Below are 26,274 nucleotides of genomic sequence, written 5' to 3' on the forward strand. Positions count from 1 at the left end.
GCCATGCGTGAAGAGACCGTGGACAGTGACATCACCGTCATCGGCGGGGGTCTCGCCGGTGTCTGCGCGGCCATCGCCGCCGCGCGGCTGGGACAGCGGGTCGCCCTCGTCCACAACCGCCCGGTGCCGGGGGGCAATTCGAGCAGTGAGGTACGGGTCTGGGTGTGCGGGGCGACCGCGCACGGCACCCAGCGGTGGGCCCGCGAGAGCGGCATCATGGGCGAGCTGTACCTGGAGAACCAGTACCGCAACCCGGAGGGCAACCCGTACTACTGGGACCAGGTCGTCATGGACGCGCTGCGGGCCGAGCCGAAGGTGTCGCTGTTCCTCAACACGGATGTCCGCGAGGTCGCCGCGACGGGACCCGCCACCGCGCGCACGATCACCTCGGTCACCGGCTGGACGATGGGCTCGGAGCGGCTGATCAGCTTCACCGGGCCGGTGTTCCTGGACTGCACGGGGGACGGTCTGGTCGGGCATCTGGCGGGCGCCGATCACCGGATCGGCCGGGAGGGCCGCGCCGAGTACGGGGAGAGCTGGGCTCCGGACGCCCCCGACGGCGAACTGCTCGGTTCGACGATCCTCTTCCACACCAAGGACGTCGGGCACCCGGTGAAGTACGTACCGCCGTCCTCCGCGAAGAACATCCTCGACACCCCGATCCCCGAGCACCGGCTGATCCGCACCGGCGACAACGGCTGCGACTACTGGTGGATCGAGTGGGGCGGCGGGCTCGACACCGTGCACGACAACGAGCGCATCCGTGACGAGCTCTGGTCCGTGATCCACGGCATCTGGGACCACATCAAGAACTCGGGGAAGTTCGACGCGGAGAACCTGACCCTGGAGTGGGTGGGCTCCCTGCCCGGCAAGCGCGAGTACCGCCGCTTCCTCGGCGACCATGTCCTGACCCAGACCGAGGTCATGGCCCAGGAACCCTTCGAGGACCGGGTCGCGTTCGGCGGCTGGTCGATCGACCTGCACCCGGTCGAGGGCATGTACGCCACCGAGCCGGGCGCCCACCAGATCCACCCCGACGGCATCTACCACATCCCCTTCCGCAGTCTGTACTCCCGCAACGTCGGCAATCTCCTCTTCGCGGGCCGCAATATCTCGGCCACGCACATCGCTTTCGGCACGACCCGGGTGATGGCGACGTGCGCGACGCTCGGCGAGGCGGCGGGGACCGGTGCCGCGCTCTGCGTACGGGACGGGGTCACACCGCGCGAGCTGGCCGCCGACCCGCGCCTCCAGCAGGTTCTGCTCCGTCAGGACGCCTCGGTGGTCGGGGTGCGCAACACCGACCCGGACGACCGGGCGCGCTCGGCGCGGGTGAGCGCGTCGAGCACCCTGGCCCGGCTGGCCGTCGAGCCGGGCCCGGGTACCGAGCGCTTTCCCCTCGACCGCGATCTGGGCATCGTGCTGCCGGTGGACCCGTTTCTCGACGGGTTCGAGCTGTTCGTCGACGCGGGTGCGGACACCGCTCTGGACGTCGAGCTGTGGGACACGGTGCGCGCCGAGAACGCCGTTCCGCTCCGTCGGCTGTCCACGCACTCCGTCCCCCTCGCGGCCGGGCACGACCGGTGGATCTCCGTACCGCTGCGCTGGCACCCCGACGAGCCGCGCAACGCCGTCGTGGTCGTGCGGGCCAATGCCGACGCCGCCCTGCACCTCGCCGACGAGCGGCGCACCGGAGTCCTCTCCCTGACCCGGAAACGGCCCGCGGAGGCGGGGCTCGACGAGCACATCCCCGAGGAGGACGGCGAGCCGGTGACCGAGTGGATCGCCCGCGGTCTGCGGCGGCGCAGCTTCTGCTTCCGGGCCGGGGCGACGGCCGCGTACGCCCCGGAGAAGACCGTCGGCGGTTTTCAACGACCCTACGGAGGCCCGCAGTTGTGGCAGGCGGCCGAGGAGGGGGCGGCCTGGCTGCGGCTGGACTGGGACTCGCCCGTCGAGCTGGGCTCCGTACAGCTCGTCCTGGACGACGACGTGGACGAGTATCTGAACAATCTGCACCTGCACCGCACACCGTTCGAGATCATGCCGGAGCTGGTACGGGACTACCGTGTCGAGGCGCTGGTGGACGGCGCCTGGCAGACGGTCGCCGCCCAGAGGGACAACCGCGTACGTCACCGGGTCCACCGCTTCACCCGGCGCACCGCCACCGCGCTGCGTGTGGGGGTGGACGCGACGAACGGGGCGCGCCACGCGCGGATCGTGGGGGTGCGCGCGTACGGCTGAGCGGGCCGGGAGCGGCCGCCTCCGGATCTACCGGGGCCTGGTGTCGTGGGCGGGCAGCGGTCGCAGGCCCGACCAGCGGTGCAGCATGCGGGTGGCGAGGGCCGAGCACAGCCGGCCGAGGGCACGCAGGTGTTCATGGTCGCGGGTGAGCTCGGCGACCGCTCCGAGCCGGTGCACCAGCCGCTCCCGGGCGAGGACGTCTCCCCACGCGAAGTCGGCCACGGGTACCCGCGCGAGGTGGTCGACCGACTCGCGGTGGGCTCGCTCGACCAGCGCGTCGCCGCGGATCAGCCAGCCCGCGCAGGCGTCGGCGAGGTCGCCGGGTACGTCCGTGCCGGTCAGCGTCCGCCAGGTGGAGCGGTAGACGTCCTCCGCCTCCGCGAACGGCGCGGGCCCGACCGACATGGCACACCAGCAGGTCGGGAACCCGATCCGCAGGTAGGCGAGTTCGACGAGTCCGTTCCCGAGCGCGGCCTGTTCGAAGTCGATGAACCGGACGCCGGAGGCGGTGTGCAGGTCATTGCCGGGGCAGGGGTCTCCGTGCAGCAGCGCGTGGTGGGGCGTGGGGTCCGACCGGTCGAGCAGGGAGTCGAGTTCGCCCGGCACTTCGCGCGGTACGGGGACGTCGAGGGCCCTGGCGAAGGCCAGGAAGGATGCGGCGTCCCCGGCCGTGGGACCGGACCACGCGGGCAGGATGCCGTTGTCCGCCGGGCCGGTGAGGGCGTGCAGCCGGGCGAGCGACTCCGCGTACCCCGGCAGCCAGTCGCCGGCGGGGCCGAGGTCGTCCACGTACTCCAGGACCAGCACCCGGTTCGGCGGGTCCGTGGCGAGCAGCGCGGGAGCGACGCCCGGCCGGGGGGCCCGCGCGGCCAGCCGCAGCGCGGCGGCCTCGCGCGCGTAGCGGGCGTCCGCGTCCGCCGCGGCGTCGCCGCCGTCGGTGATCTGCTTGACGATCACCCGGCCGCCGTCGCGGAGTCCGACCCGCCACACACGCGATCGCGGACTGCTCTCCAGCGGGACGGCCCCGGCGGGAGCGCCCAGTACGTCGCGGAGTTCGTCGCTCATCGGTACACGGTCCGGCATGGGGTCAGCGTAGGGCTTCGGGCGAGGGCCACGAGCGACGTGTACGGGATGCCGTGCGGCGCGGTCCCGTGGCAGTGCGTTCGCCCGATGTCCTGAATCCGTACCCGGCCAGACAGTTGACGCGTTCAGGCAACCCCCGGCGCGCGACTCCCGTCTTGATCACCGACAGGAAGGGTTCGCCGCACGTGACGGGCGGCGGCCACCCCCACCAGTTCCGGGCTATGAGCGCCATACAGCTATGCACTCCATGTATACATCAGATGCATAGCCGTGCGGTGACCGGACTTGACGCGCGAAAGGCACCCATGCAGAGCAAAGCACTGGCGCCCGAGTACCAAGGTGCTCTCACCAAGATGTCGGTGAACGCCTCCCTGACCGATGTTCTGGCCGAGGGCATACGTCACTTGGCGGCAGCCGAGGCTTCCGGCTCGCAGGCGGAGGTGGCACGGGCCGGGCTCGCCGTGGCGGAGGCGCACCGCAGGCTGGGGAATGTGACGGAGGCCGATCTGGCCTGGAAGGCCAGTTACCGGTCCGCCCGCTCGGTCGAGGACCTCGGTGCCATGGCCTGGGCGCTCTGGAGCGGTGGGACGCTGGCCCGCCAACGGGGCGCCCTGCGGCTCGCTTTCCGGCTGCTCGGGCTCGCCGCCGACATGGGCAAGCGCGGCGGGGACGTCGTCGCGCGCGGCTACTCCCTCGCCGGTCTCGCCGAGACCGGCCGAATACAGGGCGACTACCGGACCGTCGCGGCCCTGCACGAGCAGCTGCTCGCCGAGGCGCGTGCCCGCGGCGAGGCACGGCACACCGTATGGGCACTGGAAGGCATCGCGCAGATCCACCGCAACACGGGTTCGCTCGACACGGCCCTGACGATGTTCGAGGAGGCGGCCCAGCTCGCGAAGGACGCGGACGACTGGCGCGGCCGGGCATGGGGCCTGCGCGGCATCGCCGACATCGTCTCCCTGCGGGACGACCCGGAGCGCGCCCTGGCCCTGCTCGCCGAGGCCGAAGTCACCTGCCGCGAGATGAAGTTGTCCAGCGCGCTCGCCTACAACCACAAGATGCGCGCCAATGTCCTCTTCCGCGCCCGCCGGTACGAGGAGGCCCGCACGGTGTACGAGCAGGCGCTCGAAGAGTTCAGCGCCATGAGCGAGCCCCGCGGCGAGGCGCTGGCCCGGCTCGGGCTCGTCAAGGCGCGCGCCAGGCTCGGCCGCGACCGGGACGAAACCGCCGCGGATCTGGACGGGTTGCGCCGCACACTGGACCGGATCGGTCTGCTGAACGCCCGGGAGATGGTGGACAAGGCGTACGCCGAACTCGGCGTGGCACCCAGCGGCGGCGCGGGCGACGACGAGAGCGGCCGCCGATGACCGTGCCCACGACCCAACAGGACACCGCGCCCCGGACGCTGGCCCGCTGCCGCGATCTCGTACGGCCCGCTCTCGCCCAGGCCGTAGGGCGCCTGCACCCCTGGCACGCCGGGATGGCCGCCTTCTCCCTGGGCTGGAGCGACGTGGACGGCAGCCCGCTGCCCGGTTCGCAGGGCAAGGGGATCCGGCAGGCACTCGCGGTGCTCGGTGCCGAGGCGGCCGGAGCCCCCGGCCGGGAGGCCGTCGTGGGCGCGGTCGCCGTGGAGCTGATCCATACGTTCTCCCTGCTGCACGACGACATCATGGACGGCGACGAGACCCGCCGGCAGCGCCCCACCGTGTGGAAGGCGTACGGCACCGGCCCCGCGGTGCTGGCGGGAGACGCCCTCTTCGCCCTGGCCGTACAGACGCTGGCCGACGCGCCCGGCGGGAGCGGCGCCCCGGCGGTGCGGCGGCTGGCCTCGGCGCTGAGCGACCTGGTGCGCGGTCAGGCGGAGGACCTCCTCTTCGAGTCCAGGCCCTGGACGGGGCCCGGAGCGGTCCGTCCGCACGAGTACCGGTCGATGGCCGAACACAAGACGGGCGCGCTGCTCGGCTGTGCCGCAGGGCTGGGCGCCGTGCTGGCCGGGGCCCCCGCGGACACGGCCGACGCCCTGGACCGGGCGGGCCGGCACCTCGGGGTGGCGTTCCAGGCGGTGGACGACCTCCTCGGCATCTGGGGGGACCCGCAGACCACGGGCAAGCCGGTGCACAGCGATCTGCGCCGCCGGAAGAAGACATACCCCGTCCTGGCGGCGCTGGCCGCGGACCACCCCGCCGCCCGCCGGCTGGAGGTCCTCCTGCACGCCGGCGGACCGCTCGACGACGACGCTGCCCGCCGGGCGGCCGGTCTCATCGAGGAAGCCGGTGGCCGCACCGCCACCGTGGTCGAGGCGCACGAGCACCTGGCCGCAGCCCGCGAGAGCCTGGCCCGCGTTCCACTCGCTCCGGCCGCGCACGAGGAGATCCTGGCGCTTCTCCCGTACCTCATCCGACGCACCATGTGACGCAACACCCCACCACGCTCCGCGACCCCGCCGGTCCCTCCCGGCGGGGTCGTCCTGTCAGCGGTGTCGCGGCTCCGGACGCACGCGTCCGTCACGAGCGCCCCGCAGATCCCCACCGCTTTGCGGACAATAGAACCAATCGGCAGAACGAATGGTGGGCCTTACAGGTATTCAGGCAATCGGCCGCATTATCACCCTCTCGTAGAGGGTGGGATCAGGACCGCGCGACCATCCCGCTCCCCGGTGTCCTTGCGGCCGGGACCTCGCCGCACCGCCCAGCGGCAGCCCGGTTCCACCGGAGCCGAATAGGCGTACGGCATTTCCGGAACTCCACTGGAACAGCCTGCCATTCGAGTGTTCCCCACATGGACGCATGAGCGAGTCACGCGCGTCTTTCGGCCTTCTGTCTGCCAAAGTGCACTTCGTCTTTACTCACTGGATTGATCCCGCAGTTGACGTCGTGAGGCGTCACATCCAAGAAGCCGCGCGACGGCCTCATGGATGAGGTCTCTCCTATCCGGCTGCCCGACCGCCCTCTTTCTTCGGCGGTCGGATCACCGTCGTTTCAGAATCTCCTGATACCAGGGCTTTCCCGAGCCCGCGCTTCGGGGGCACGTAAGAAGAGAGCCGGCCGTGCTGCAAGAGCGTTGCACTGAAGAAAGACAATTGACGGTCCTTCATTTGGTACAGCCAGTGGATGGCGGCGTGGCCCGCGTGGTCACCGACCTCGTGAAGGAGCAGGCCCGGGCGGGTCTGCGCCCGGTGGTGGCCTGTCCGCCCGTCGGTCCGCTGGCGGACCGGGCCGCGGCGGCCGGAGCGGTGGTCCACAGCTGGCCCGCCGTGCGGGCGCCCGGTCCTCGGCTGGCCGGGGAGGTCGCGGCCGCGAGGCGGCTGATCCGTGAGTGCCGTCCGCATGTGCTGCACGCGCACAGCGCCAAGGCGGGTCTCGCGGGCCGTATCGCCGCACGCGGCCGGGTGCCCACCGTGTTCCAGCCGCACGCCTGGTCGTTCGAGGCCGTGGGCGGCCGCACCGCCGAGCTGGCCCTGAAGTGGGAACGCTTCGGGGCGCGTTGGGCCGACCACATCCTGTGTGTCAGCGAATCCGAACTGCGCACCGGGCAGGAGGCGGGCATCACCGCCCGCTGGTCGGTGATCCACAACGGGATCGACCTCGCCCACTTCCGCCCCGGAGACCGCAGGGACCGCCGGACGGCCCGTGCGGCCCTGCCCCTGCTGGACGGGGTCGAGGCCGACGCTCCGCTGGTCGTCTGCGTCGGCCGCCTGAGCCGGCAGAAGGGCCAGGACGTGCTGCTGCGGGCCTGGCGGCGGATGCGGGTCGAGGGTGCCCGGCTGGTCCTGGTGGGCGACGGTCCCGATCTGGACAGCCTGCGGGCCGCGGCCCCCGACGGTGTGCTGTTCACCGGAGCGAGCCAGGACGTGCGGCCGTGGATCCACGCGGCGGACGTCCTCGTCCTGCCCTCCCGCTGGGAGGGCATGGCACTGGCCCCTCTGGAAGCCATGGCCTGCGGCCGGCCCGTCGTGATGTCCGACGTCAACGGCGCCCGGGAGAGCCTGCCGCCCGGTCACGAGGGGCACTGCATCGTGCCGCCCGAGGATCCGGCGGCCCTCGCCTCGGCGCTCACCGGCCTCCTCACCGACCCGGCGCTGAGGGACGCGCTGTCCCGCAGCGTCCAGCGCCACACACGAGCTGTCTTCGACGTCCGGGAGACCGCGGGGGCGGTAGCCGGGCTCTACCAGGAACTCGTCGGCTTGTCCGGCCCCACGATGAGGAAGCGCACCGAGCGATGACGACGGAGAGTGCACCGGTCCCCGGCACTGCCCAGGCAACAGCCTTTCAGGCACACACGGTTCATCCGCCGCGAAGAGGCGGGGCCCGCGCGCCGTCCCTGCGCCGCACCCGCACGGGCGGCCGGTACGCACCCGCGGCGCGGCTGCTGCTCGCCGACTCGCTCGCGCTGGGCATCACCCTGGCGGTGTTCTCCCCGGTGCCGTGGCCGTCGGCGTGGCTCGCCGTCCAGGCCGCGGCCCAACTGATGCTGCACGCCTACCGGGGGCTGTACCGGCAGGGCCTGTCCCCCTCGGCCCTGTCCGAGCTGCCCGCGCTCCTCGGTCTCGCCCTGCTCCAGTGGTACGCGACCGCCGAACTGCTCGCCGCGTGGGACCCGCGTCACGCGATCGGCTGGTCGGCGCTGGCCTGCGCGGCGGCGGCGCAGACGGTGCTGTGCTGCGTCGCACGGGCCGCGGTCCACCGCGCACGCCTGCGGTCCGGCGCGAGGAACCCGCAGGCCGCCGTCGTCGTGGGGCACGGAGCGACCGCCCAGCAGGTCACGGCGGCGCTGTACGAACACCCCGAGTACGGGCTGCGACCGGTCGGCCGGGTCGTCCCCGGCCTTGCCCCGGACGAGGGCTTCACCGCGTCCCCGGCCGGATTCCCGCCCCTGCCCTCCCTGGTCACGGTGGAGGAGGCGGGCCGGGCCGTCGTCCAGAGCGGGGTGCGCCACGCGGTCTTCACCGCCCCGCCCGACGCGACCCCCGAAGGGGCGGCCCTCTTCGGCCTGTTCGTCGGGCACGGCTGCCGGGTGTGGCTGATCAGCAGCCCCGGTTCCGGGGCCGCCGCCCCGCGACCGGCCGGGGCCAGGCCCGACCATCTGTGGGGCTTCACCGCGTATGCCCTGCACAGCGGAGCGCACCGGCCCCTGACACACGGGGTCAAGCGGGTCATGGACGCCGTGCTGGCCGCGCTCGTCCTGCTGGCGGTGGCCCCTCTCATGGCGGGGTGCGCACTGGCGGTACGGCTCTCCGACGGGCCGGGCGTCGTCTTCCGGCAGGAACGCGTCGGCCGGCACGGACGGCCGTTCGTCCTGCTGAAGTTCCGCACGCTGCGACCGGCCGACGCACAGGAGTCGGCCACCCGGTGGAACGTCGCGGCCGACGGGCGGATGAGCCGGGTCGGCCGGATCCTGCGCCGCACGTCGCTCGATGAGCTGCCGCAGCTGTGGAACGTCCTGCGCGGTGACATGAGCCTGGTCGGCCCCCGGCCCGAACGCCCCTTCTTCGTGGCCCAGTTCAGCCGCGCCCACCCCGGATACCAGGCCCGCCACCGGATGCCGGTCGGCATCACCGGACTCGCCCAGGTGAACGGCCTGCGCGGCGACACGTCGATCGAGGAGCGGGCGCGGTTCGACAACCGCTACATCGAGACCTGGTCGCTCTGGCAGGACGCGTGCGTACTCGCCCGCACCGCCGGTTCCCTGTTCCGGCTCGGAGGCAGCTGATCATGGCCGTGACGTACACAGCGGCTGTGCCCGTACGTACCGTCCCCCGCGTCATCGCGGGCCGTTGGAAGAACCAGTGGCCGCTGCTCCCCCTGGTCGCGGCCGTCCTGCTGCCCGCCGTCCCGGTCGCGGCCCAGGGCTCCGGAGCCTGGCCCGGTGTCCCCCCTGCCGACATCGCGTCGGGCCTCGCGGTGCTCCTGTGCGTGGGCCGCCTGCTGTTCCTCCGGCAGCGCCCCCTGACGGCCGCCGCCGCGCTGGTCCTGGGCCTTCCCGCTCTCGGTTTCGCCGTGGCGACGGTCACGGCGGGCGACCCGGCCGGCGCGCTGCCCGGCCTCGTGCGTTACCTCCAGGTCTTCGTCCTGGTGCCGGCCGCCGTCTTCCTCCTGGTCAAGGACGCCCATGGGTTCCGGGTCGTCTCCGGAGCCCTCGTGCTCCTGGCACTCGTCCAGGGCATCACGGGTGTCCACCAGTACGTCACCGGCACCGGTGCCTCGTACATGGGCGAGGAGATCCGGGCCGTGGGCACCTTCGGGCCCAGCGACATCATGGGAATGGCCACGGTCGTCGCCTACGGTCTGCTCGCCGCCGCCGCCCACGCGCTGCGCACCCCCGAGGGTTCTCCCCGCTGGCTCCGGCCCTGCGCGGCCCTCACCGCCGTCGCCCTGACCGTTCCGCTCGTGCTGTCCTTCAGCAGGGGGGTGTGGATCGCCACGGCGGTGGCGGTCGTCGCCGTGCTCGTGCTGACCGGCCGACAGCAGGCGATCCGCTCGCTCGCCGTCCTGTGCGCCGCTTCGGTGGTGCTCGTCGGGGGCCTCGGCATCGGCTCCGGGATGATCTCGGAACGGCTCGGCAGCGTCACCCAGGTGACCCGGAACCCCGACCGTTCGGTCAGCGACCGGTACGCCATGTGGAGCGCCGCGGCCGGTATGTGGCGCGAGCGGCCCGCGACGGGGGTCGGCCTCAAGGGCTTCCCCGCGCACCGCGACGGGCACGCCTCGATCGGGCTCTCCTCGGGCAGTGACACCGAGGGTGCGGGCCAGGCGTTCCGGAGGCAGGCACTCCTGTCACCGCACAACATGTACCTGCTCGTCCTGGGCGAGCAGGGTCTGATCGGGCTCACCGCGGTGCTCGGCAGCTGGGCCGCGATCCTGGCCGGTTCCGTACGCAGGCTGGTCCGCGCCCGGTCGCGCGGGCACGCGGCCGTGGACTGCGGGCTGGTGGCGGTCGGCCTGATGACCTGGCAGACCGTCAACTTCCTCTACGCGGACATCGGCGGCCCCACCACGGTACTCAGCGGAATCATCCTCGGGCTCGCCGCCTGGTGGGCGTTGGCCGAGCCGGAAAAGGTGAGCGCCGCGTGAGCGACACCGGCACGGGGACGGAGACGGAGGCCGCGGAGCTGCGGTCCGCGCGCAGGCCGGCCCTCGGGGCGCCCCTGCCACCCGGACGGGCGACCGCCCCCCGGCTGCCCACCGCGCCGCGCATCCCCCCGGCACCCGCCGCGGCCGACGGGGCACCGCCCGTACCCGGCGGCTCCGAGCACTCCACGACCGGCGATCCCGGCACCGCGACCGGGCGTTCGGGCACCGGCGGCGAGGCCCCCGGGCTCGGTTCCTTCCTCGCCAGGGCCGCGGCCGTCACCGCCGCGCTGACGGTGATCGGGGCCCTGCTCGGGCTGGTACGGGACCAGGCCATCGCCCGCTACTTCGGAGCGAGCGACGCGAGCGACGCGTTCCTGATCGCCTGGACCGTGCCCGAGATGGCGGCGACGGTACTGATCGAGGACGGTATGGCACTGCTCCTCGTCCCGGCCTTCAGCATGGCCCTGGCCCGGCGTGCGGCCGCCCCGGAAGGACACTGCCGCACGGGCGACCCCGTCCGTGAGCTGATCGCCGGAACCCTCCCCCGGCTGTCCGCGCTGCTGGCCTGCGGCGCGGCGCTGCTGATCGCGGGCGCCCCGTGGGTCGTCGGCGTTCTGGCCCCCGGCCTGCGCGACCCCCGGCTGGCGGTGGACTGTACGCGCCTCACGGCCGTCACCGTCCTCACCTTCGGCATCACCGGATACTTCAGTGCCGCTCTTCGCGCACACCGCAGTTTCCTGCCGCCCGCCGGGGTCTATGTCGCGTACAACGTCGGCATCATCGGCATGACGCTCATGCTCCACTCGGCCTGGGGCGTGCGTGCGGCGGCGGCCGGAGTCGCCGTCGGCAGTCTGCTGATGATCGTGACCCAGTTGCCCGCCTTTCTCCGGCTGCTCCCCCGGCGCCGGTCCGGGGCGTCCCGTGCCCTGCGGCGGCGGGTGGCGGGGAGCACCGCCCCGCTGGTGAGCGCCACCGTGCTCGCTCCGGTCGTCCTGTTCGTGGTGAGCCGCCAGTCGCAGGTCCTCGTCGAGCGGTTCCTGGCCTCCACCCTGCCCGCGGGTGCCATCTCCCATCTGAACTACGCGCAGAAGGTCGCGCAGATGCCGATGGTGCTGTCCCTGATGATCTGCACGGTGACCTTTCCCCTGGTCGCCCAGGCCATGGCGGACGGGGACCGGGACAGGGCCCGTCACCGGGTCGAGCGCGACCTCGCCCTGGCCGGGATGGTCGTGCTGCTCGGCACCGCGGTCGTCCTGGGATACGCGCCCCGGATCATCGAAGTGCTCTTCCAGCGCGGCGCGTTCGGCGCACGGGACACGGCGGCGACCGCCGAGGTCATGCGGGTCTACGCCGTGGGTCTGCTCGGCCACTGTCTCGTCGGTGCCCTGAGCCGGCCGTTCTTCTCCGCCGGACGGCCCACCTGGTTCCCGGCCTTCGCCATGGCCACCGGGCTGGTGGTCACCACCGGCGCCGGGTACGCGCTGACGTTCCGTTTCGGCGTCAACGGCATCGCCGCGGCCAACGCCATCGGCATCAGCACCGCCGCGCTGCTCCTGCTGATGGGGCTCGGTACCCGGGTGGTGGCGATCCGGGTCCGGACCGTCGCCGCCTCCCTGGCCCGGCTGGCCGGCGCCGCCGCGGTGGCCGGGGCGGCGGGCTGGGCCGCCGCGCCCGCGGTGAGCGGTCCCGTTCTGAGCCTGGCCACCGGCTGCGTACTGGTTCCCGCGGTCTTCCTGCTGGCCGGGCTCGCGTTCAGAGCTCCCGAAGTCGTCCATCTGCTGGCCCTCATCCGAGAGAGGTTCTTCCATGGCCGCTGACCCCTCGGCGCGTCGCGCCGGCTTCCCTTCCTCCCGGCTCCGGCAGCCCGGCCGCACCCAGCCGTGGATTCTCACCTATCACTCGGTGAGTGATCCGCGGCACGACCCGTACGACATCACCGTCTCCGCCGACCGGCTCGACCGGCAACTGGCCTGGCTGCGCGGCAGGCACCTGACCGGTGTCGGGATGTCCGCCCTGCTGCGCGCGGACGCCACCGCCCGGCGCGGGCTGGTCGGGCTGACCTTCGACGACGGGTACGCGGACTTCCTCCACGAGGCCCTGCCCGTGCTGCGCCGCTACGACTGCACGGCGACGGTCTTCGTACTGCCGGGCCGGCCGGGCGGCTCCAACGCCTGGGACCCGCTGGGCCCGCGCAGGCCGCTGCTCACACCGGGGGAGATCCGCCGCCTCGCCGACGCCGGCATGGAGATCGGCTCGCACGGCCTGTTCCACCGGCATCTGACCACGCTGTCCGACGACGAGCTGCGCGCCGAGACGCGCCGCAGCCGGGAGCTGATCCGCGGCATCACCGGCACCGCTCCCGAGGGCTTCTGCTACCCGTACGGCACGGTCGACCGGCGCGTGATCGACGCGGTGCGCGACGCGGGCTACGGCTACGGCTGCGCCATCGCCCCCGGTCCGCTGCTGGGTCCCTTCGCCCTGCCCCGTACCCACGTCAGCCAGGCCGACCGCGGTGTCCGGCTGCGGGCGAAGGAACTGCGGCACACGATGCGGTACGGCAGGGGGGACGCCGCGGGGTCCCGGACGGCTCCCTCGGGCGAGCACGGTGTCACCCCCGCGGTCCCGACGGGCGGCCGCCGATGAGAGTGCTGCACATCATCACCGGGCTCGGGGTCGGGGGCGCCGAGCAGCAGCTGCGGCTGATGCTGCGTCATCTTCCCGTCCGCTGCGATGTCCTGACGCTCACCAACCCGGGATCGGTGGCCGCGGGGCTGCGCGCCGACGGGGTACGGGTGGCGCATCTGGGGATGGGCGGCAACCGGGACCTCACGGCCGTGAGCGGACTGGCCCGGTTCATCCGCGCGGGCGGGTACGACCTCGTCCATACGCATCTGTACCGGGCCTGCGTCTACGGGCGGATCGCCGCCCGGCTGGCCGGGATCCGCGCCACCGTCGCCACCGAGCACTCGCTGGGGCGGGCGGAGATCGAGGGCCGCCCGCTCACCCGGGGCACCCGCGCGCTCTATCTGGGGACCGAACGGCTCGGGTCGGCGACGGTCGCCGTCTCCGCGACCGTCGCCGGACGGCTGCGGGAGTGGGGGGTGCCCGCCGCACGGATCCACCTGGTGCCCAACGGGATCGACCCGGTCCCGTTCCGTTTCGACAGCGGGGGGCGGCGCTCGACCCGGGCGCTGCTGCGGATTCCCGCCGACGCCTTCGTGGTGGGCGGCGTGGGGCGGCTGGTTCCCGGCAAACGCTTCGACGTGCTCGTCCGCGCGGTCGCGGCGCTGCCCGGTGCCCGGCTGCTGGTGGCCGGCGACGGGCCCGAGAGCGAGCCGCTACGGGCACTGGCCCGCCGGCTGGGTGCCGCGGACCGGATCCTTTTCCTCGGCGAGTGCGACGCCGGAGCGTCCGGACCCGCCCCCGGTGTCCCCGCGTTGCTCGGCGCCATGGACGTCTTCGTCTCGACCTCCCGCGAGGAGTCCTTCGGGCTGGCCGCGGTCGAGGCGCTGGCGGCGGGGCTTCCGGTACTGCACGGCGCCTGCCCCGCGATCGACGACCTGCCCGCCGCCCACGCCCCGGGCGCCACCCGCATCACGGGCGGCTCCGAGGAGCTGACGGCGGCGCTGCGGCGGCGGATACAGGCCGCGCCGCACCGGCTTCCGCCGCCTCGGGCGGTCCGCCACTACGACATCAGGCGCAGCAGCGAACGCCTCATGGACGTGTACACGCATGCCCTCGACACCGCCCCACCGACCTGGAGAGCACACCCATGACCGAGTCTCCCGAGAAGCAGCAGGCCGCCCCCGGACGAAGCCGCCCGCGGCGCGCACTCCCGCGCCCGCCCCATTGGTGGCCGCTGCCCGTCTGCATCGTGCTGGGCGCGGCGTGCGGGCTCTCCTACGGCCTGCTGAAGTCCCCCGAGTACGCGGCCACCAGTTACGCGATGGCGGTGGTCGAGAAGGGTGCGGACCCGTCCGCGGCCATCGGCTACGCCCAGTCGTACGGGCGGCTCGCCACCAGCGACGCGACTCTCTCGTACGCCCATGGCGCGGCCGGTGAACCGGTGGCCGCGCTCCGTGCCCAGGTGCTCGCGGAGACCTCGCCCGACTCGCCCATGATCGCGGTCACCGGAACGTCGGGCGATCCGCACCGGGCCGCCGACATCGCCAACGCCGTCATCGAGGCCGTCATCGTCAACAGCGATCATGTCGCCGATGCCACCGGAGTGAAGCTGATCCAGTACACCCACGCGATGACGCCGGAGCGGGCGGTGTCGCCCTCCGTCCCCGTCGGCACGGCCGTGGGAGCGTGCGCGGGCGGCCTGATCGGCGGGCTCGTCCTCCTCGTACGGCCCCGCCGGAAGGGCTGGACCGTGTCCGCCCAGGTCCCCGGGCCGGCGTCCGCCGGTGAACCCGCGTCCTCGGGCGACCGGGAGCTCGTACGATGACCGCGCACGGGCCGGGCGGCCTCTCCGTGACGCTCTGCCGCGATCCCGAGGAGTTCGGCGCGCTCGCCGGGGAATGGGACGCGCTGCATCGCCGCTGTGTCACGGCGACCCCCTTCCAGCGCCACGCCTGGCTTCATTCGTGGTGGCTCTCGTACGGCCGGGAGGGCCGGCTCCGCGTCGTCCTGGCCCGTCGTGGCGGGCAGCTGATCGGCGCGGCACCGCTGATGCTCGTGCACCGCCCGATGCCGCTGCTCGTGCCGATGGGCGGCACGATCTCCGACTTCTTCGACGTGCTCGTCGACGAGGAGTGCACCGCACGCGCGCTTTCCGCACTGGCGCACGGGCTCGACCGGGCGGCCCGGCACGCGGTGGTCGACCTGCGGGAGGTGCGGCCCGACGCGTCGGCGCAACTGCTCTTCGGGATGTGGCCGGGTGCCAGAAGCCGGCTCACGGACTCGACGTGCATGGAACTGCCCGCCGAGCCGATCGACGTACTCGTCCGGCGCATGTCCAGTTCGCGTGGTCAGCGGGTGCGGTCCAAACTCCGCAAGGTGGACGCGCTGGGGGTCGAGTCCCGGCCGGTGACGGAGCACGAGGTGCCGGCCGCGGTCGGCCATCTGCTGCGGCTGCACGAGCTCCAGTGGCAAGGGCGGGGGATCAATCCCGAGCACCTCAGGCCCCGCTTCGCCGCACATCTGGTCCGTGCCACCGGGCGGATGGTGCGGGACGGTGACGCGGCGGTCACCGAGTTCCGGCTCGGGGGCGAGGTGGTCGCGGTCAACCTGGCGCTCCACTCCGGCCGTCTGACGGGCGGATACCTCTACGGGGCGCATCCCGGTCTCAGGGACCGGAAGGTGGATGTGGCGACGCTCCTGTTGCGGGACGTGGCGGGGCAGGCGGCCGGCACCGGGCGCAGCGTACTGAGTCTGCTGCGCGGGTCGGAGCAGTACAAGAATCACTGGCAGCCGGTCGCGGTGGTCAATCAGCGGCTGCTGCTGGCCCGTTCCGGTCTGGAGCCGCTGCTTCGGCTGCGTGAGTCGCAGGTGGCGGTGCGGGACCGGGCGGCGCGGAGCGTCAAGGCACGTCTCCCCGCGGCCCGGGACTGGCGCGGCCGGCTGACGGGCCTCTCCGTCATGGGCCCGTGATCCTGCGGATGCCCCGAGCCGCGGACGCCGTCGACGGGTGCCGGTGACGGCGTTCGGAACAAACCGGAGATATCACCTTTGTGTTGATCCGTTACCGTCTGCCGACTCTCGCGTTGTCACAGCATGCGGGGCCGCGTGCGCCGCAGCCAACCTCGATCCTTACAAGGAGTACTGATGTCGCGTATGACGAAGGTGGCCGCTGTGATGGCGGGCACCGGTGCCCTGATCGCCGGAGGCGCCGGGATGGCCTCCGCCGACGCCGGTGCGTCGGGCCTCGCCGCCGCCTCGCCGGGTGTCCTCTCGGGCAACCTCATCCAGGTTCCGGTGCACGTCCCGATCAACCTCTGCGGCAACACGGTCGACGTGATCGGGCTGCTCAACCCGGCCTTCGGCAACACCTGCGTGAACGCCTCCGGGGGCCACGAGACCGGCGGGGACTACGGCTACGGCCACTGATCTTCCTCCAGGAGAACGGCCGGTGTCCCTTCCGTCGGAAGGGACACCGGCCGTTTTCCGTGCCCGGAACGGTTTCAGACGTACCGATAGAAACGGGTGTGGTCCAGGAGCTGGGAGGGTGCGACGTTCCACGGCGGCATCCGGTCGTCGATGCCGAACACCCGGTCGCGATCCGAATCGGGAGAGGACGGCTTCCGGCCCGGAAGGTAGCCGCCACCGGGATGTGCCTTCTGCCAGCGGGTCCAGAGCAGGTCCATGAACGCGTGGTGCAGCCAGAAGACCGGGTCGTCGGGTGAGCCGGCGCCCGCCATCGGCCCGCCGACCCACTGGTGCACCCGGTTGTGGTTGGCCACCGGACGTGAGTCCCGGATGCCCCAGCCCTCGATCCGGTTCCGGAAGCCCTCGACGCTGACGCTGTTCCAGGGCTGAACGTCGTAGACCGGGTCGCTCAGCGCCCGGTCCACCTCCTTCTTCGTGGGCAGCGCCACCGGGTTGCGGGATCTGCCGAGGTCACGTGCCAGGAAGCGGTCGTCGGTCGTGCCGCCGCTCGTACGCCAGTTGCCCTGCCCGTACGCGAACGGTCCGGTCATGACCTGCCGGTCCCCGGGCCTGCCGTTGCCGCCGAGGAGATCGTCCGCCCACAGGGAGGAACTGGGCGTGTTGTCGACGGTCCAGTCCCAGTAGGGAATCGATACGCCCGGATCGACGGCCTGCAGGGCCCTTTCGAACTCCAGCAGGTACCTGCGGTGCCAGGGGAAGAAGGAGGGAGTCATATGGGCGGGCCGGAGGCGGTCCTCGGCGTCCGACACATAGAACTCCTGGTGCATGACGACGAACTCGTCGTACCGCCCCGAGCGCTTGAGCCGCAGGAGGGCGTCGACCAGCCGCCGCTTCTCCGCCCGCGTGAGATCCCGCTGATTCTTTCGGTTGTACACCGGTGCTCGTCCTCCTGGTTCACATGCTGTGCGTCGTGGCGAGGGACAACTGGGATCGGCCGAGTTCATCGACCGCGGCGCGGGCCGTTTCGACCAGCGTCGGGAAGGACTCGTAGTGGTTGACATGACTCAGATAGGTCCCGTCGGCGCGCCGCATGATGTGCAGGGGCCTGCCGTCGATGAGGACCTCGATGTGCGTGGCGGACGCGCGGGCATTGCCCGCGGGTACCGCACCCGCGGGCGCCGGTGCCGTCGTCGTCCCCCGGATGTCGCGCCCTCGGTACATCTCGGCGAATCGCTCGGGCCGCGGCCGTACGCCGCCGGCCACCGTCCCCGTACTGTTCGGCGACCCGGCACCGTGCGCCGCGGCACCGTGCGGCGCCCCGGGGCCCGGCTCCGGGCGGGGCCCGGAGTCCGCGCCGCCGTCGAGGACGGGCACCAGCACTCCGGCCGTGCCCGCGACCATGCCCACCGTGAAGGCGGCGCGCAGCACGAAGCGGCGGGGCAGGATACGCGCTCCGGCCCTGGTGCCGCTCGTGTCCTTGGTCAGATCCATGGGTACGCAACCTGCCTCTCGTCAACTCTTGCGGGTGCTGCCGAAGTCGGGGCCGACCGCGACAGGGTGTCGGGGCAGGGGCCGTCCGGACCCTGCGCGCCCGCCCGGTGTTCCGGCAATCGCGTGACATGGCGAGCCGACGGCCCGCGAGTGCCGCGTCGTTCGCCGGACAGCGCGCGGCGGACCGGAACATGGCGTGCGAACTCTTGGAGGTGGTGGGCATGACCGTTCCGACCCGGACGTCCGGGGACCGCGTACCGCGCACGAAGGAGGCCAACCTCGCCGACCCGCTGTTCTGGCAACGGCCGCGCACGGAGCGCCTCAGGGCGTTCGCTCAGCTGCGTGAGCTGGACGCGCCGGTCGGTTTCACACCCCGCGCGGGTGCCTCGCGCACCTTCGGCACCGCGTTCTACGCGCTGGTGAAGCACGCGGACGTACGGGCCGCCAGCCGCAATCCCGAGATCTTCGCCAGCGCGCCGGGCGTCACCACGCCGGAGCCGGCGCGCTGGGCGCGGGCGGTGTTCGGGAACTCCATGGTCAATATGGACGGCGCCGAGCACGCGGCGATGCGCCGGATCATCTCCCGGTCCTTCACCCCGCGCCTGCTCGCCGCCGCCGAGGAGAACATCCACCGGGTCGCCCGGCAGCTGGTGGACGAGGTGGGCACCGGCTCCGCCGCCGACTTCATGCCGTCGGCCCCGGCCCGGCTTCCGCTGGAAGTCATCTGCGACCTGATGGGCATCCCCGGGCACCACCGTCCGGAGATCGCCGCCCAGATCGATCACGCCTCGGAGCACGTCGGCGTACAGCGCCGGGGACGTGCCCGGCTGCGGGTGCCCGGACGCGGTCTGCGTTCCCTGGCCCGCATGCAGATCGTCATGGCGAAACTCGCCCGTGAGCGCCGCCGTCACCCCGAGGACGACCTCGTATCGGCTCTCGTGAACGCGGACATCGACGGCGAGGCGCTGTCCTCGCGCCAGCTCGGCGCCTTCTTCTCCCTGCTGCTCGTGGCCGGTGTGGAGACCACCCGTAACGCCATCGCCCATGGCTTGTCCCTGCTCACCCTTCATCCGGAGCAACGCGAACTGCTGGAATCCGACTTCGACCGGTACATCGACGGCGCCGCGGATGAGATTGTCCGACATTCGACACCGATCATCCAGTTCCGCCGGACAGTCACGGCGGAATACTCCCTGGGTGGACGCACATTCCTCCCCGGAGAAAAGGTCGCCCTCTTCTACGCCTCGGCGAACCGCGACGCAACGGTATTCAACGACCCCGATTCCTTCGACATCACCCGTTCCCCCAATCCTCACCTCGGATACGGCGGAGGCGGCCCCCATCACTGCCTCGGCGCACACCTGGCCCGACTGGAGATGAAGGCCCTGTTTCGGGAATTGCTCACCAGGAAGAACGTCTTTCGACAGGTGTCGGAAGCAGAGCTCGTCGATTCGAATTTCGACAACCGGGTGCGTTCCCTGCCCTTCACATTTCAACAGACCTGACCCCCGCCGAAACCCTCCCGGTCGAGATTCACTTGAATGGACCGGCCGAAACGCCGGAAATCATCAATGACTCTTTTCGGGCCCTGTGGTACCCGATGATGAAAATCTCCCCACATCGTCGAACCGGCCGGAGTTCCCCCGGAGCCAGGAGGAGTAATGCCCGCAAAGCGCCGTCTCATCAGTGCGTGCACCGCGGCGGTCGCGCTCAGCATCCTGGCCGGCGGCGGCATCGCCGGGCAGGCTCCGCCGAACCGGGACTCCGTCGACGGCGCCGCACCGGGCGCGCCCGGTGCGGGCGGTACCGCACACGGTGCCTACCTGGACTACGGGCCCGCAGGCGTACGAAGAATGGCCGGCCTGTCGCGCTGGCTCGGCGGCGCCGAGCTGCGCGCGGGGCACAGCTATCTGCCGGGCGATCTCTGGGTGAACATCGAGGGCAGACCGGAATTCCTGCGCTCCTGGGCGAACTGGCGGCAGGCGAAGGACAACCGGATGTTCGTGCTCAACACTCCCATGCTGGAGCGGAACGAGGAGCACGTCCCGGACGCCGAGGTCCGCACCATGCTGCGCGCGGGGGCCGCCGGCGAATACGACGAGCACTTCCGCAAGCTGGCCCGACGGCTCGTCTCCCTCGGTATCCCGGACACGGTGGTCGTGCTCGGCTGGGAAATGAACGGAACCACGTACACACATCGCTGCAGCCCCGATCCCGTGTCGTGGAAGGCGTACTGGAAACGCATCGTCACCGCCATGCGCGAGGTGCCGGGCCAGCAGTTCCGATTCGACTTCGCCCCCAGCCGCGGGCAGGACGCGATTCCCTGGACCGACTGCTATCCAGGCGACGACGTGGTGGACATCATCGGCATGGACTCCTACGACCAGCCCCCCGGCGAGTCCTTCGACGACCAGATCAACGCACCCTACGGACTGCGGAAACACGTCGAATTCGCGGCCGAGCACAACAAGCCCATCTCCTATCCCGAGTGGGGCCTGTTCCGCAACGGCGACAATCCCGAGTACATGCGCCGCATGCTCACATGGATCGAGCAGCACGATCCGCTGTACCAGACCCTCACGGACTACTGTCCGCACGGTGTGTGGCAATGCTCCGACAACCCGGAGTCCGCACGGGTGTACCGCTCCATGCTCACCGAGCAGGCGGCACCGGCGAGCCCCACCACCCCGGCTCCGTCCCCGACGCCTACACCCTCCGCGCCCGTCCTGCCGACCCCGGCCCCGGCCGTGCCGGACCCGGGTTCCCGCAGATGGTGCGTCACGCTTCCCTTCAGCGACTGGTTCGGCCATTGGCTGAGAGAACGAAGGATCTGCGTGCGCTACTGACCCGCGCGTGGAAACGGCTCCGACTCCCGCGGGAGTCGGAGCCGTCCACCCACACGGGTCCAGCGCGGGGGAATGCGGGACGAGCGGTGCCGTCGTCACGACAACGCGCGTGGGGACGGCGCGGTCACGCCGCCGAACGGGGGAAGCTCCCCGCGCACGACCACGCTCGTGCACATTCCCGGCCGAAGCGGGACCATGGAATCCCAGAGAGTGTGGTGAGGCGCATGGCAGCCGCCGCTGAGCAGCCCGACGCGGGCTCCGGCGCCCTGCCCTCCACAAGGCCGCAGGGGCCCTTCGACGCCGCCAACGACGCGACGGCCGTGATCGCCGGGGACGGGACGGTCATCGGCTGGACCCAGGGGGCACAGGACCTTCTCGGGTACTCCGCCGCCGAGGTGACCGGCCGGTCCGCGGCCATGCTGCTGGCGGTGCCCGAGGACCCCATCCGCACGGCGGGTGTCGCCGAGCGGTGCCGGGCGGGGACGGGCTGGAGCGGACTGATTCCCGTGCGGTGCCGGGACGGCCGACGCATCGACGTGGAACTTCGGGTGTCCGCGTCCTTCCGGATCGACGGCCGCGAGTGTTTCCTGGTGTCCGGCACGGAGCGCAAACCGCAGTGGACGATGCGCCAGTCCGTACTGGACGGCTTCCTCACCCGCTCGCCGGTCGGCATGGCGGTGCTGGACACGGAGCTGCGCTACATCTGGATCAACGACACCCTGGAGCGTCTGGGCGGTGTCCCCCGCGAGCAGCGTCTGGGGCGCCGGATGAGCGAGGTGCTGCCGGGGCTGGGGGCCGACCGTATCGAGGAGCTGATGCGGAAGGTCGTGGAAACCGGCGCACCGGTCACCGACTACGAGTACCAGGGCTGGAGCTGGGCCGATCCGCATCGCCCGCACGCGTACTCGGCCTCGTTCTTCCCGCTGGTCGACGAGGAGCGGACCGTCACCGGCGTCTGCTACATCGTCCTCGACATCACCGACCGGTGGAACGCCCGGCGGCTGCTGTCCCTCGTCAATGAGGGCGGGGCCCGTATCGGCAGCACCCTGGACGTGCTGCGGACGGCTCAGGAGCTGGCCGACTTCGCCGTGCCGCGCTTCGCCGACCTCGTGTTCGTCGATCTTCTGGAGCCGGTCGTCAGCACGGATGAGCAGCGGGTACGGCTTTCCAGCACCCTGCGGGCGGCCGACGGGCCGGTATTGCGGCGGGCGGCCATGTGTTCGGTCCGGGAGGGCTGTCCGGAGGCCGTCGCGCGCGTCGGGGAGCTGGTGGACTTCACTCCCCCGCCGCACGATCCGCGTTTTCTCATCGACGGCGAGCCGGCGCTCATCCCGGTACTCGACCCCACGAGTCCGATGTGGGCCGTGGATCAGCCCGCCAGGGCCGCGCGCATGCGGGAGTTCGGGCTGCACTCCCTCATCTGCGTGCCGATGCGCGCCCGCGACACCGTGCTGGGCCTCGCCACGTTCCTACGCTCGCGGAACCCGGTCTCCTTCGCGGAGGAGGACGTGGCACCGGCCCGCGAGCTGGTGGCGCGGGCGGCGGTGAGCGTCGACAACGCCCGCCGCTACACCAGGGAGCACACGGCGGCGCTCACGCTTCAGCACAGTCTGCTTCCGCAGACGCTCCGCAGCGGAACGGCCCTGGACGTGGCCTCCTCCTATCTGCCCGCGGACGCGAAGGACGGGGTCGGGGGCGACTGGTTCGATGTGATCCCGCTGTCCGGCGCCCGGATCGGCCTGGTCATCGGTGATGTCGTCGGCCACGGCATCAGCGCCGCCGCGACCATGGGCAGGTTGCGCACCGCGGTGCAGACCCTGGCCGACATGGACCTGGCGCCCGATGAACTGCTGGCCCGCCTCGACGATCTGGTGCTCCGGCTGAGCCAGGAGGAGCCCGACGACGAGGCCGCGGGCCCCGCCAGCACGACGGTGCTGGGCGCCACCTGTCTGTACGCCGTCTACGACCCCGTGACGCGCCGCTGCACCATGGCGCGCGCCGGCCATCCGCCTCCCGTGCTCGTCACCCCGGACGGCGATGTCAGCTTTCCCGAGCTGCCCGCGGGGCCGCCGCTGGGGCTGGGAGGGCTGCCGTTCGAGTCCGCGGAGTTCGAACTCCCCGAAGGCACTCTGCTCGGCCTGTACACCGACGGTCTGATCGAGGGCGCCGACCGGGACGTCGAACTCGGCATGTCCCGGCTCGGCCGCGCCCTGGCCCGGCCCGGTCTTCCCCTCGACACACTGTGCGCCGGCGCCGTCGAGCGGCTGCTTTCCGTGCCGCAGCCCGACGACATCGCGCTGCTGCTCGCGCGCACCCACGCCCTGAGCAGCGACCAGGTCGTCTCGTGGGACGTACCCAGCGAACCGGCGGCCGTCGCGGGGACGCGGGCCCGCGCGGCCCGGCAACTGGAGACCTGGGGACTGGCGGAGCTGGCGATGACCACCGAACTGATCGTCAGCGAGCTGGTCACCAACGCGATCCGGTACACCTCGGGGCCGGTACGCCTGCGGTTGCTGCGCCAGTCCGTCCTGATCTGCGAGGTCTCCGACGCGGGCAGCACGTCGCCCCGTCTCCGGCACGCCCGGACGACGGACGAGGGAGGGCGCGGCCTGTTCCTCGTCGCTCAGCTCGCCGCGCGCTGGGGCACCCGGTACGCGGCCCACGGCAAGATCATCTGGGCCGAGCAGAACCTCCCGGAGGACGAACCCCGTACGGGTCCTCCCAAGGACGAACCGCATACGGGGTGAGCCCTTCGCTGTCGCGCGTCGGCCCCCGGAGGGAGCGCCTCCGAGCCCGGAGCTATCGCTTGATCCGGGCGGCCGTCGGCAGGCCGAGCAGCAGGACGACACCCGCGGCCACGGCGTACGCGAGATGGTGACCCGGGAGTGTGGGGGTGCCGTGCCCGGCGGTGGCGGCCACGGCTGCCAGCACGGTCGGGCCCACGGCGCTGCCGATCTGCAGAGCGGTGACCGTCACCGCCGACGCGGTGCCGTGGGCCGCTTCCGGAACTCCTCTCAGACCGGTGACGCTGATCGCGGGGAAGGACAGCCCCTGCCCGATACCGGTGAGGACGAGCCCGGCGAAGACCGGCCACCAGTAGGTGGACCGGGCCCCGGCCAGGCACCACAGCAGCACTCCGCCCGCGGTCAGCAGCAGCCCCGCGACGAGGACGGGGCGGGCGCCGAAGCGGGGGATCAGCCGGCCGGACACCAGCGCCGCGCCGGTCACGGCGATACTGACCGGCAGCACGGCGAGGCCGGAGGCGGCGGCGGACATGCCGCGCACCTGCTGGAGGTGGAGCGGCAGCAGGAACAGCGCACCGCTCACACAGAAGTAGAAGGCCGCCCCCATGAGCGCGGCGGTCCGGACGCCGTCCAGGCGCAGCAGCGCCCGGTCGAGGAGCACCGCGTCGGCGGACCGGGTGCGGCCGCGCCGCCACCACACGGTCCCCGCCACCGCCGCGGATCCGAACGCGACGAGGAACATGCCGTCACCCGGCCGGGCCGCCAGGTCGGCGCCCAGGACGAGCAGGACGATCGCCGCCATGAGGGCGCCGGCGCCGACCGGGTCGGGGCGGCGTGCCCGTTCCACCGTTCCGGTGGGCAGACACCGCACGGCTGCCGCGGCGGTGACCGCGGCGGCAGCCGCCTGAAGGACGAACACCCAGCGCCAGCCCAGCGCGTCGGTGATCACCCCGCCGAGTACGAGCCCGGCTCCGTAGCAGCCCGCCTGCGCCGACGCGTAGACACCGAGCGCTCTCGACCGGGCGGCGCCCTCCGGGTACAGCTCGGTGACCAGGGCGGTGGCGGCGGGCATGGTGACCGCCGCGCCCGCACCCTGCACCACGCGGCCCGCGGCCACCAGCCAGAAGGCCGGGGCGAGGAGGGCGAGGACGGCTCCGGCGACCAGCATCAGCAGGCCGGCGACCAGCACCCGGCGCCGTCGGAAGCGGTCGGCCATGGCTCCGCCGCAGAGCAGCAGCCCGGCGAACGCGAGCGCGTAACCGGTCACCGCCCAGGACAGGCTCTGCGCCGAGGTGCCGAATTCGGCGCCCAGTGAGGGCAGGGCGCTGTTGAGTACGGCGACGCTCCCGGCGTCGAGCCCGGCGGCGGCGCTCAGGACGAGAAGGGGCAGGTGCCTCGGCGCCACCGGCGCGCGGCCGAGTGTGGGGGCGGTGGACATGTGCGGGCTCCGAAAGGCGTGGACGATGCGGACGGGGCACAGTCTTCGCAGGTCGGAGCAGGTGGACCAGATACCGGTGGGGGGTGGCCCCGGCAGGGCCACCCTCGGGGCCGCCGCCGGCCCGGGCGAGGGGAGATAATCGGGTGATATGGCTCCCGTACCCCCGGCCTCGCACACAACGGCCCCGGCGGCCGGACCCGCCCGCGCCGCTTCTGTCCCCGCGACGCAGGGCCCCCCGGCCTCCGGCGCCATGCCTTCCATGCCCGCGCCTTCCGTGCGCCGGCCTGCCGCTCCCGTGCCTTCCGTGCGCCGGCCTTCCGCGTCGCCGCTGCCCGAGCTGGCGCACTTCCTGCGGTCGCGGCGGGCCCGGCTGACGCCGGAAAGCGTGGGCCTGCCGCGTTCCGGGGCGCGCAGGCTGCCCGGTCTGCGCCGGTCCGAGGTCGCGGCGCTGGCCGGGATCAGCCCCGAGTACTACACCCGGCTGGAACAGGGGCGCCAGCGTCACCCTTCGGCGGAGGTCCTGGATTCCCTGGCCTCGGCGCTGCGCCTGGACGCCGACGCCCGACGCCATCTGCACCGGCTCACCCTCCGCGCGTCGCGGCGAGGCGAAAGCGGGGGCGACGCGGCCGGGGACCCCCTCCGCGTCCCGGCGGCGACACTGCGCCTGCTGCGGACCACCGCGGTGTGGCCCGCCTATGTCGTCAGTCCGGTGCGTGACGTGCTGGCCTGGAACGACGCGGCGGCCCGGCTGATCACCGACTTCGCCGCGCTGCCCGTCCCGCACCGCAACCTCGCCTGGTTCGCCTACGCCGACCCGTACTCCCGGGAGCTCTTCGTGGACTGGCACGCCGTGGCCCGCGGCAATGCGCACCGGCTGCGCGACGCGCTGGCCGCCGATCCCCACCAGGTGCGGGGCAACCATCTGGTGGCCGAACTGGCCGCACGCAGCCCGGAGTTCGCCGCAGCCTGGGAGGATCACGACGTGCGCGGCCCGGGCACCGGCCACAAGGTTCTCGACCACCCGGTGGCGGGGCGCCTGCGGCTCGACTACACGGTGTACGTGCTCCCCGGTGCGCAGGCGCTCGAACTGGTCGTCATGACGGCCCCGGAGGACTCGCCCTCCTACCGGGCACTGTTGGCCGGTGTGGCGGCCGGACCGGGCTGACCGGACTTCCCCCGTCCGGGGCCGCCGGGGATCACACCGGACGGTCGTCGACCTCGCGCGTACGAGCGCGGGCCGCCGCGCCCCGGGGGCTGAGCCTCCGGGGCGCGGCGGCCCGTCACCTGCTTCCCGGATTCCGGTGGAGAAG

20 protein-coding genes are annotated in these 26,274 nt (G+C 72.6%); 16 read left to right on the forward strand and 4 right to left on the reverse strand.

Annotated features, from left to right (window positions below):
• Positions 1 to 3 precede the first annotated feature (3 nt).
• A complete protein-coding gene (locus tag OG251_RS40865) occupies positions 4 to 2,241 on the forward strand; it encodes an FAD-dependent oxidoreductase (protein WP_326682320.1) in 2,238 nt (745 codons plus the stop codon).
• A 27-nt stretch (positions 2,242 to 2,268) separates the two neighbouring features.
• Here OG251_RS40865 and OG251_RS40870 read toward each other — a convergent pair whose 3' ends face one another.
• Positions 2,269 to 3,324: an aminoglycoside phosphotransferase family protein gene (locus OG251_RS40870; protein ID WP_326682321.1), complete on the reverse strand. Its 1,056-nt coding sequence runs from the start codon at positions 3,322 to 3,324 to the stop codon at positions 2,269 to 2,271.
• Positions 3,325 to 3,629: 305 nt separating this feature from the next.
• Between OG251_RS40870 and OG251_RS40875 the strand changes: the two genes are divergently transcribed.
• The 11 genes from OG251_RS40875 (at position 3,630) to OG251_RS40925 (ending at position 16,445) form a co-directional block, all read left to right on the forward strand.
• Positions 3,630 to 4,691, forward strand: a complete 1,062-nt coding sequence (locus tag OG251_RS40875) for a tetratricopeptide repeat protein (protein ID WP_326682322.1) — start codon at positions 3,630 to 3,632, stop codon at positions 4,689 to 4,691.
• Positions 4,688 to 5,737: a polyprenyl synthetase family protein gene (locus OG251_RS40880; RefSeq protein ID WP_326682323.1), complete on the forward strand. Its 1,050-nt coding sequence runs from the start codon at positions 4,688 to 4,690 to the stop codon at positions 5,735 to 5,737. The genes OG251_RS40875 and OG251_RS40880 overlap by 4 nt, the downstream gene beginning before the upstream one ends.
• A 633-nt stretch (positions 5,738 to 6,370) precedes the next feature.
• Positions 6,371 to 7,546 carry a glycosyltransferase gene (locus OG251_RS40885; protein WP_326682324.1) on the forward strand — a complete coding sequence of 392 codons (1,176 nt, stop codon included), beginning with the start codon at positions 6,371 to 6,373 and terminating at the stop codon, positions 7,544 to 7,546.
• Positions 7,543 to 9,033 (forward strand): exopolysaccharide biosynthesis polyprenyl glycosylphosphotransferase, encoded by a 1,491-nt coding sequence (locus OG251_RS40890; protein ID WP_326682325.1) that lies wholly within the window; start codon positions 7,543 to 7,545, stop codon positions 9,031 to 9,033. Before OG251_RS40885 ends, OG251_RS40890 begins: the two co-directional genes overlap by 4 nt.
• Positions 9,034 to 9,035: 2 nt before the next feature.
• On the forward strand, positions 9,036 to 10,394 hold the full coding sequence (locus OG251_RS40895; RefSeq protein ID WP_326682326.1) for an O-antigen ligase family protein: 1,359 nt from the start codon (positions 9,036 to 9,038) through the stop codon (positions 10,392 to 10,394).
• Positions 10,391 to 12,211, forward strand: coding sequence for a lipid II flippase MurJ (locus OG251_RS40900; RefSeq protein ID WP_326682327.1), 1,821 nt, complete (start codon positions 10,391 to 10,393; stop codon positions 12,209 to 12,211). Before OG251_RS40895 ends, OG251_RS40900 begins: the two co-directional genes overlap by 4 nt.
• On the forward strand, positions 12,201 to 13,037 hold the full coding sequence (locus OG251_RS40905) for a polysaccharide deacetylase family protein (protein WP_326682328.1): 837 nt from the start codon (positions 12,201 to 12,203) through the stop codon (positions 13,035 to 13,037). The genes OG251_RS40900 and OG251_RS40905 overlap by 11 nt, the downstream gene beginning before the upstream one ends.
• Positions 13,034 to 14,170, forward strand: a complete 1,137-nt coding sequence (locus tag OG251_RS40910) for a glycosyltransferase (protein ID WP_326682329.1) — start codon at positions 13,034 to 13,036, stop codon at positions 14,168 to 14,170. The genes OG251_RS40905 and OG251_RS40910 overlap by 4 nt, the downstream gene beginning before the upstream one ends.
• Positions 14,167 to 14,844 (forward strand): YveK family protein, encoded by a 678-nt coding sequence (locus tag OG251_RS40915; RefSeq protein ID WP_326682330.1) that lies wholly within the window; start codon positions 14,167 to 14,169, stop codon positions 14,842 to 14,844. The genes OG251_RS40910 and OG251_RS40915 overlap by 4 nt, the downstream gene beginning before the upstream one ends.
• The gene (locus OG251_RS40920) at positions 14,841 to 15,989 is read left to right on the forward strand and encodes a GNAT family N-acetyltransferase (protein ID WP_326682331.1); all 1,149 of its coding nucleotides are present in this window, start codon (positions 14,841 to 14,843) and stop codon (positions 15,987 to 15,989) included. Before OG251_RS40915 ends, OG251_RS40920 begins: the two co-directional genes overlap by 4 nt.
• A 174-nt stretch (positions 15,990 to 16,163) precedes the next feature.
• The gene (locus OG251_RS40925) at positions 16,164 to 16,445 is read left to right on the forward strand and encodes a chaplin (protein WP_326682332.1); all 282 of its coding nucleotides are present in this window, start codon (positions 16,164 to 16,166) and stop codon (positions 16,443 to 16,445) included.
• 74 nt (positions 16,446 to 16,519) lie between these two features.
• On the opposite strand, the gene OG251_RS40930 is transcribed toward OG251_RS40925, so the two are convergent.
• Both OG251_RS40930 and OG251_RS40935 read right to left on the reverse strand, forming a co-directional pair.
• On the reverse strand, positions 16,520 to 17,380 hold the full coding sequence (locus OG251_RS40930) for a tyrosinase family protein (protein WP_326682333.1): 861 nt from the start codon (positions 17,378 to 17,380) through the stop codon (positions 16,520 to 16,522).
• A 19-nt stretch (positions 17,381 to 17,399) separates the two neighbouring features.
• Complete coding sequence (locus tag OG251_RS40935; protein ID WP_326682334.1) at positions 17,400 to 17,936, reverse strand: tyrosinase family oxidase copper chaperone; 537 nt, start codon at positions 17,934 to 17,936, stop codon at positions 17,400 to 17,402.
• Between the two features lie 221 nt (positions 17,937 to 18,157).
• Here OG251_RS40935 and OG251_RS40940 point away from each other — a divergent pair, with 221 nt between their 5' ends.
• From OG251_RS40940 to OG251_RS40950, 3 genes are all read left to right on the forward strand, one after another.
• Positions 18,158 to 19,441 (forward strand): cytochrome P450, encoded by a 1,284-nt coding sequence (locus OG251_RS40940; RefSeq protein ID WP_326682335.1) that lies wholly within the window; start codon positions 18,158 to 18,160, stop codon positions 19,439 to 19,441.
• A 156-nt stretch (positions 19,442 to 19,597) separates the two neighbouring features.
• Positions 19,598 to 20,782 carry a glycoside hydrolase family 26 protein gene (locus tag OG251_RS40945; RefSeq protein ID WP_326682336.1) on the forward strand — a complete coding sequence of 395 codons (1,185 nt, stop codon included), beginning with the start codon at positions 19,598 to 19,600 and terminating at the stop codon, positions 20,780 to 20,782.
• 224 nt (positions 20,783 to 21,006) lie between these two features.
• Positions 21,007 to 23,529 carry a SpoIIE family protein phosphatase gene (locus tag OG251_RS40950; protein WP_326682337.1) on the forward strand — a complete coding sequence of 841 codons (2,523 nt, stop codon included), beginning with the start codon at positions 21,007 to 21,009 and terminating at the stop codon, positions 23,527 to 23,529.
• Positions 23,530 to 23,581: 52 nt separating this feature from the next.
• Here OG251_RS40950 and OG251_RS40955 read toward each other — a convergent pair whose 3' ends face one another.
• Positions 23,582 to 24,964 carry an MFS transporter gene (locus OG251_RS40955; RefSeq protein WP_326682338.1) on the reverse strand — a complete coding sequence of 461 codons (1,383 nt, stop codon included), beginning with the start codon at positions 24,962 to 24,964 and terminating at the stop codon, positions 23,582 to 23,584.
• 304 nt (positions 24,965 to 25,268) lie between these two features.
• On the opposite strand from OG251_RS40955, the gene OG251_RS40960 reads away from it, so the two are divergent.
• On the forward strand, positions 25,269 to 26,129 hold the full coding sequence (locus OG251_RS40960; RefSeq protein ID WP_326682339.1) for a helix-turn-helix domain-containing protein: 861 nt from the start codon (positions 25,269 to 25,271) through the stop codon (positions 26,127 to 26,129).
• Positions 26,130 to 26,274: the final 145 nt, after the last annotated feature.

This window comes from Streptomyces sp. NBC_01237 (assembly GCF_035917275.1).
Lineage (GTDB): Bacteria > Actinomycetota > Actinomycetes > Streptomycetales > Streptomycetaceae > Streptomyces.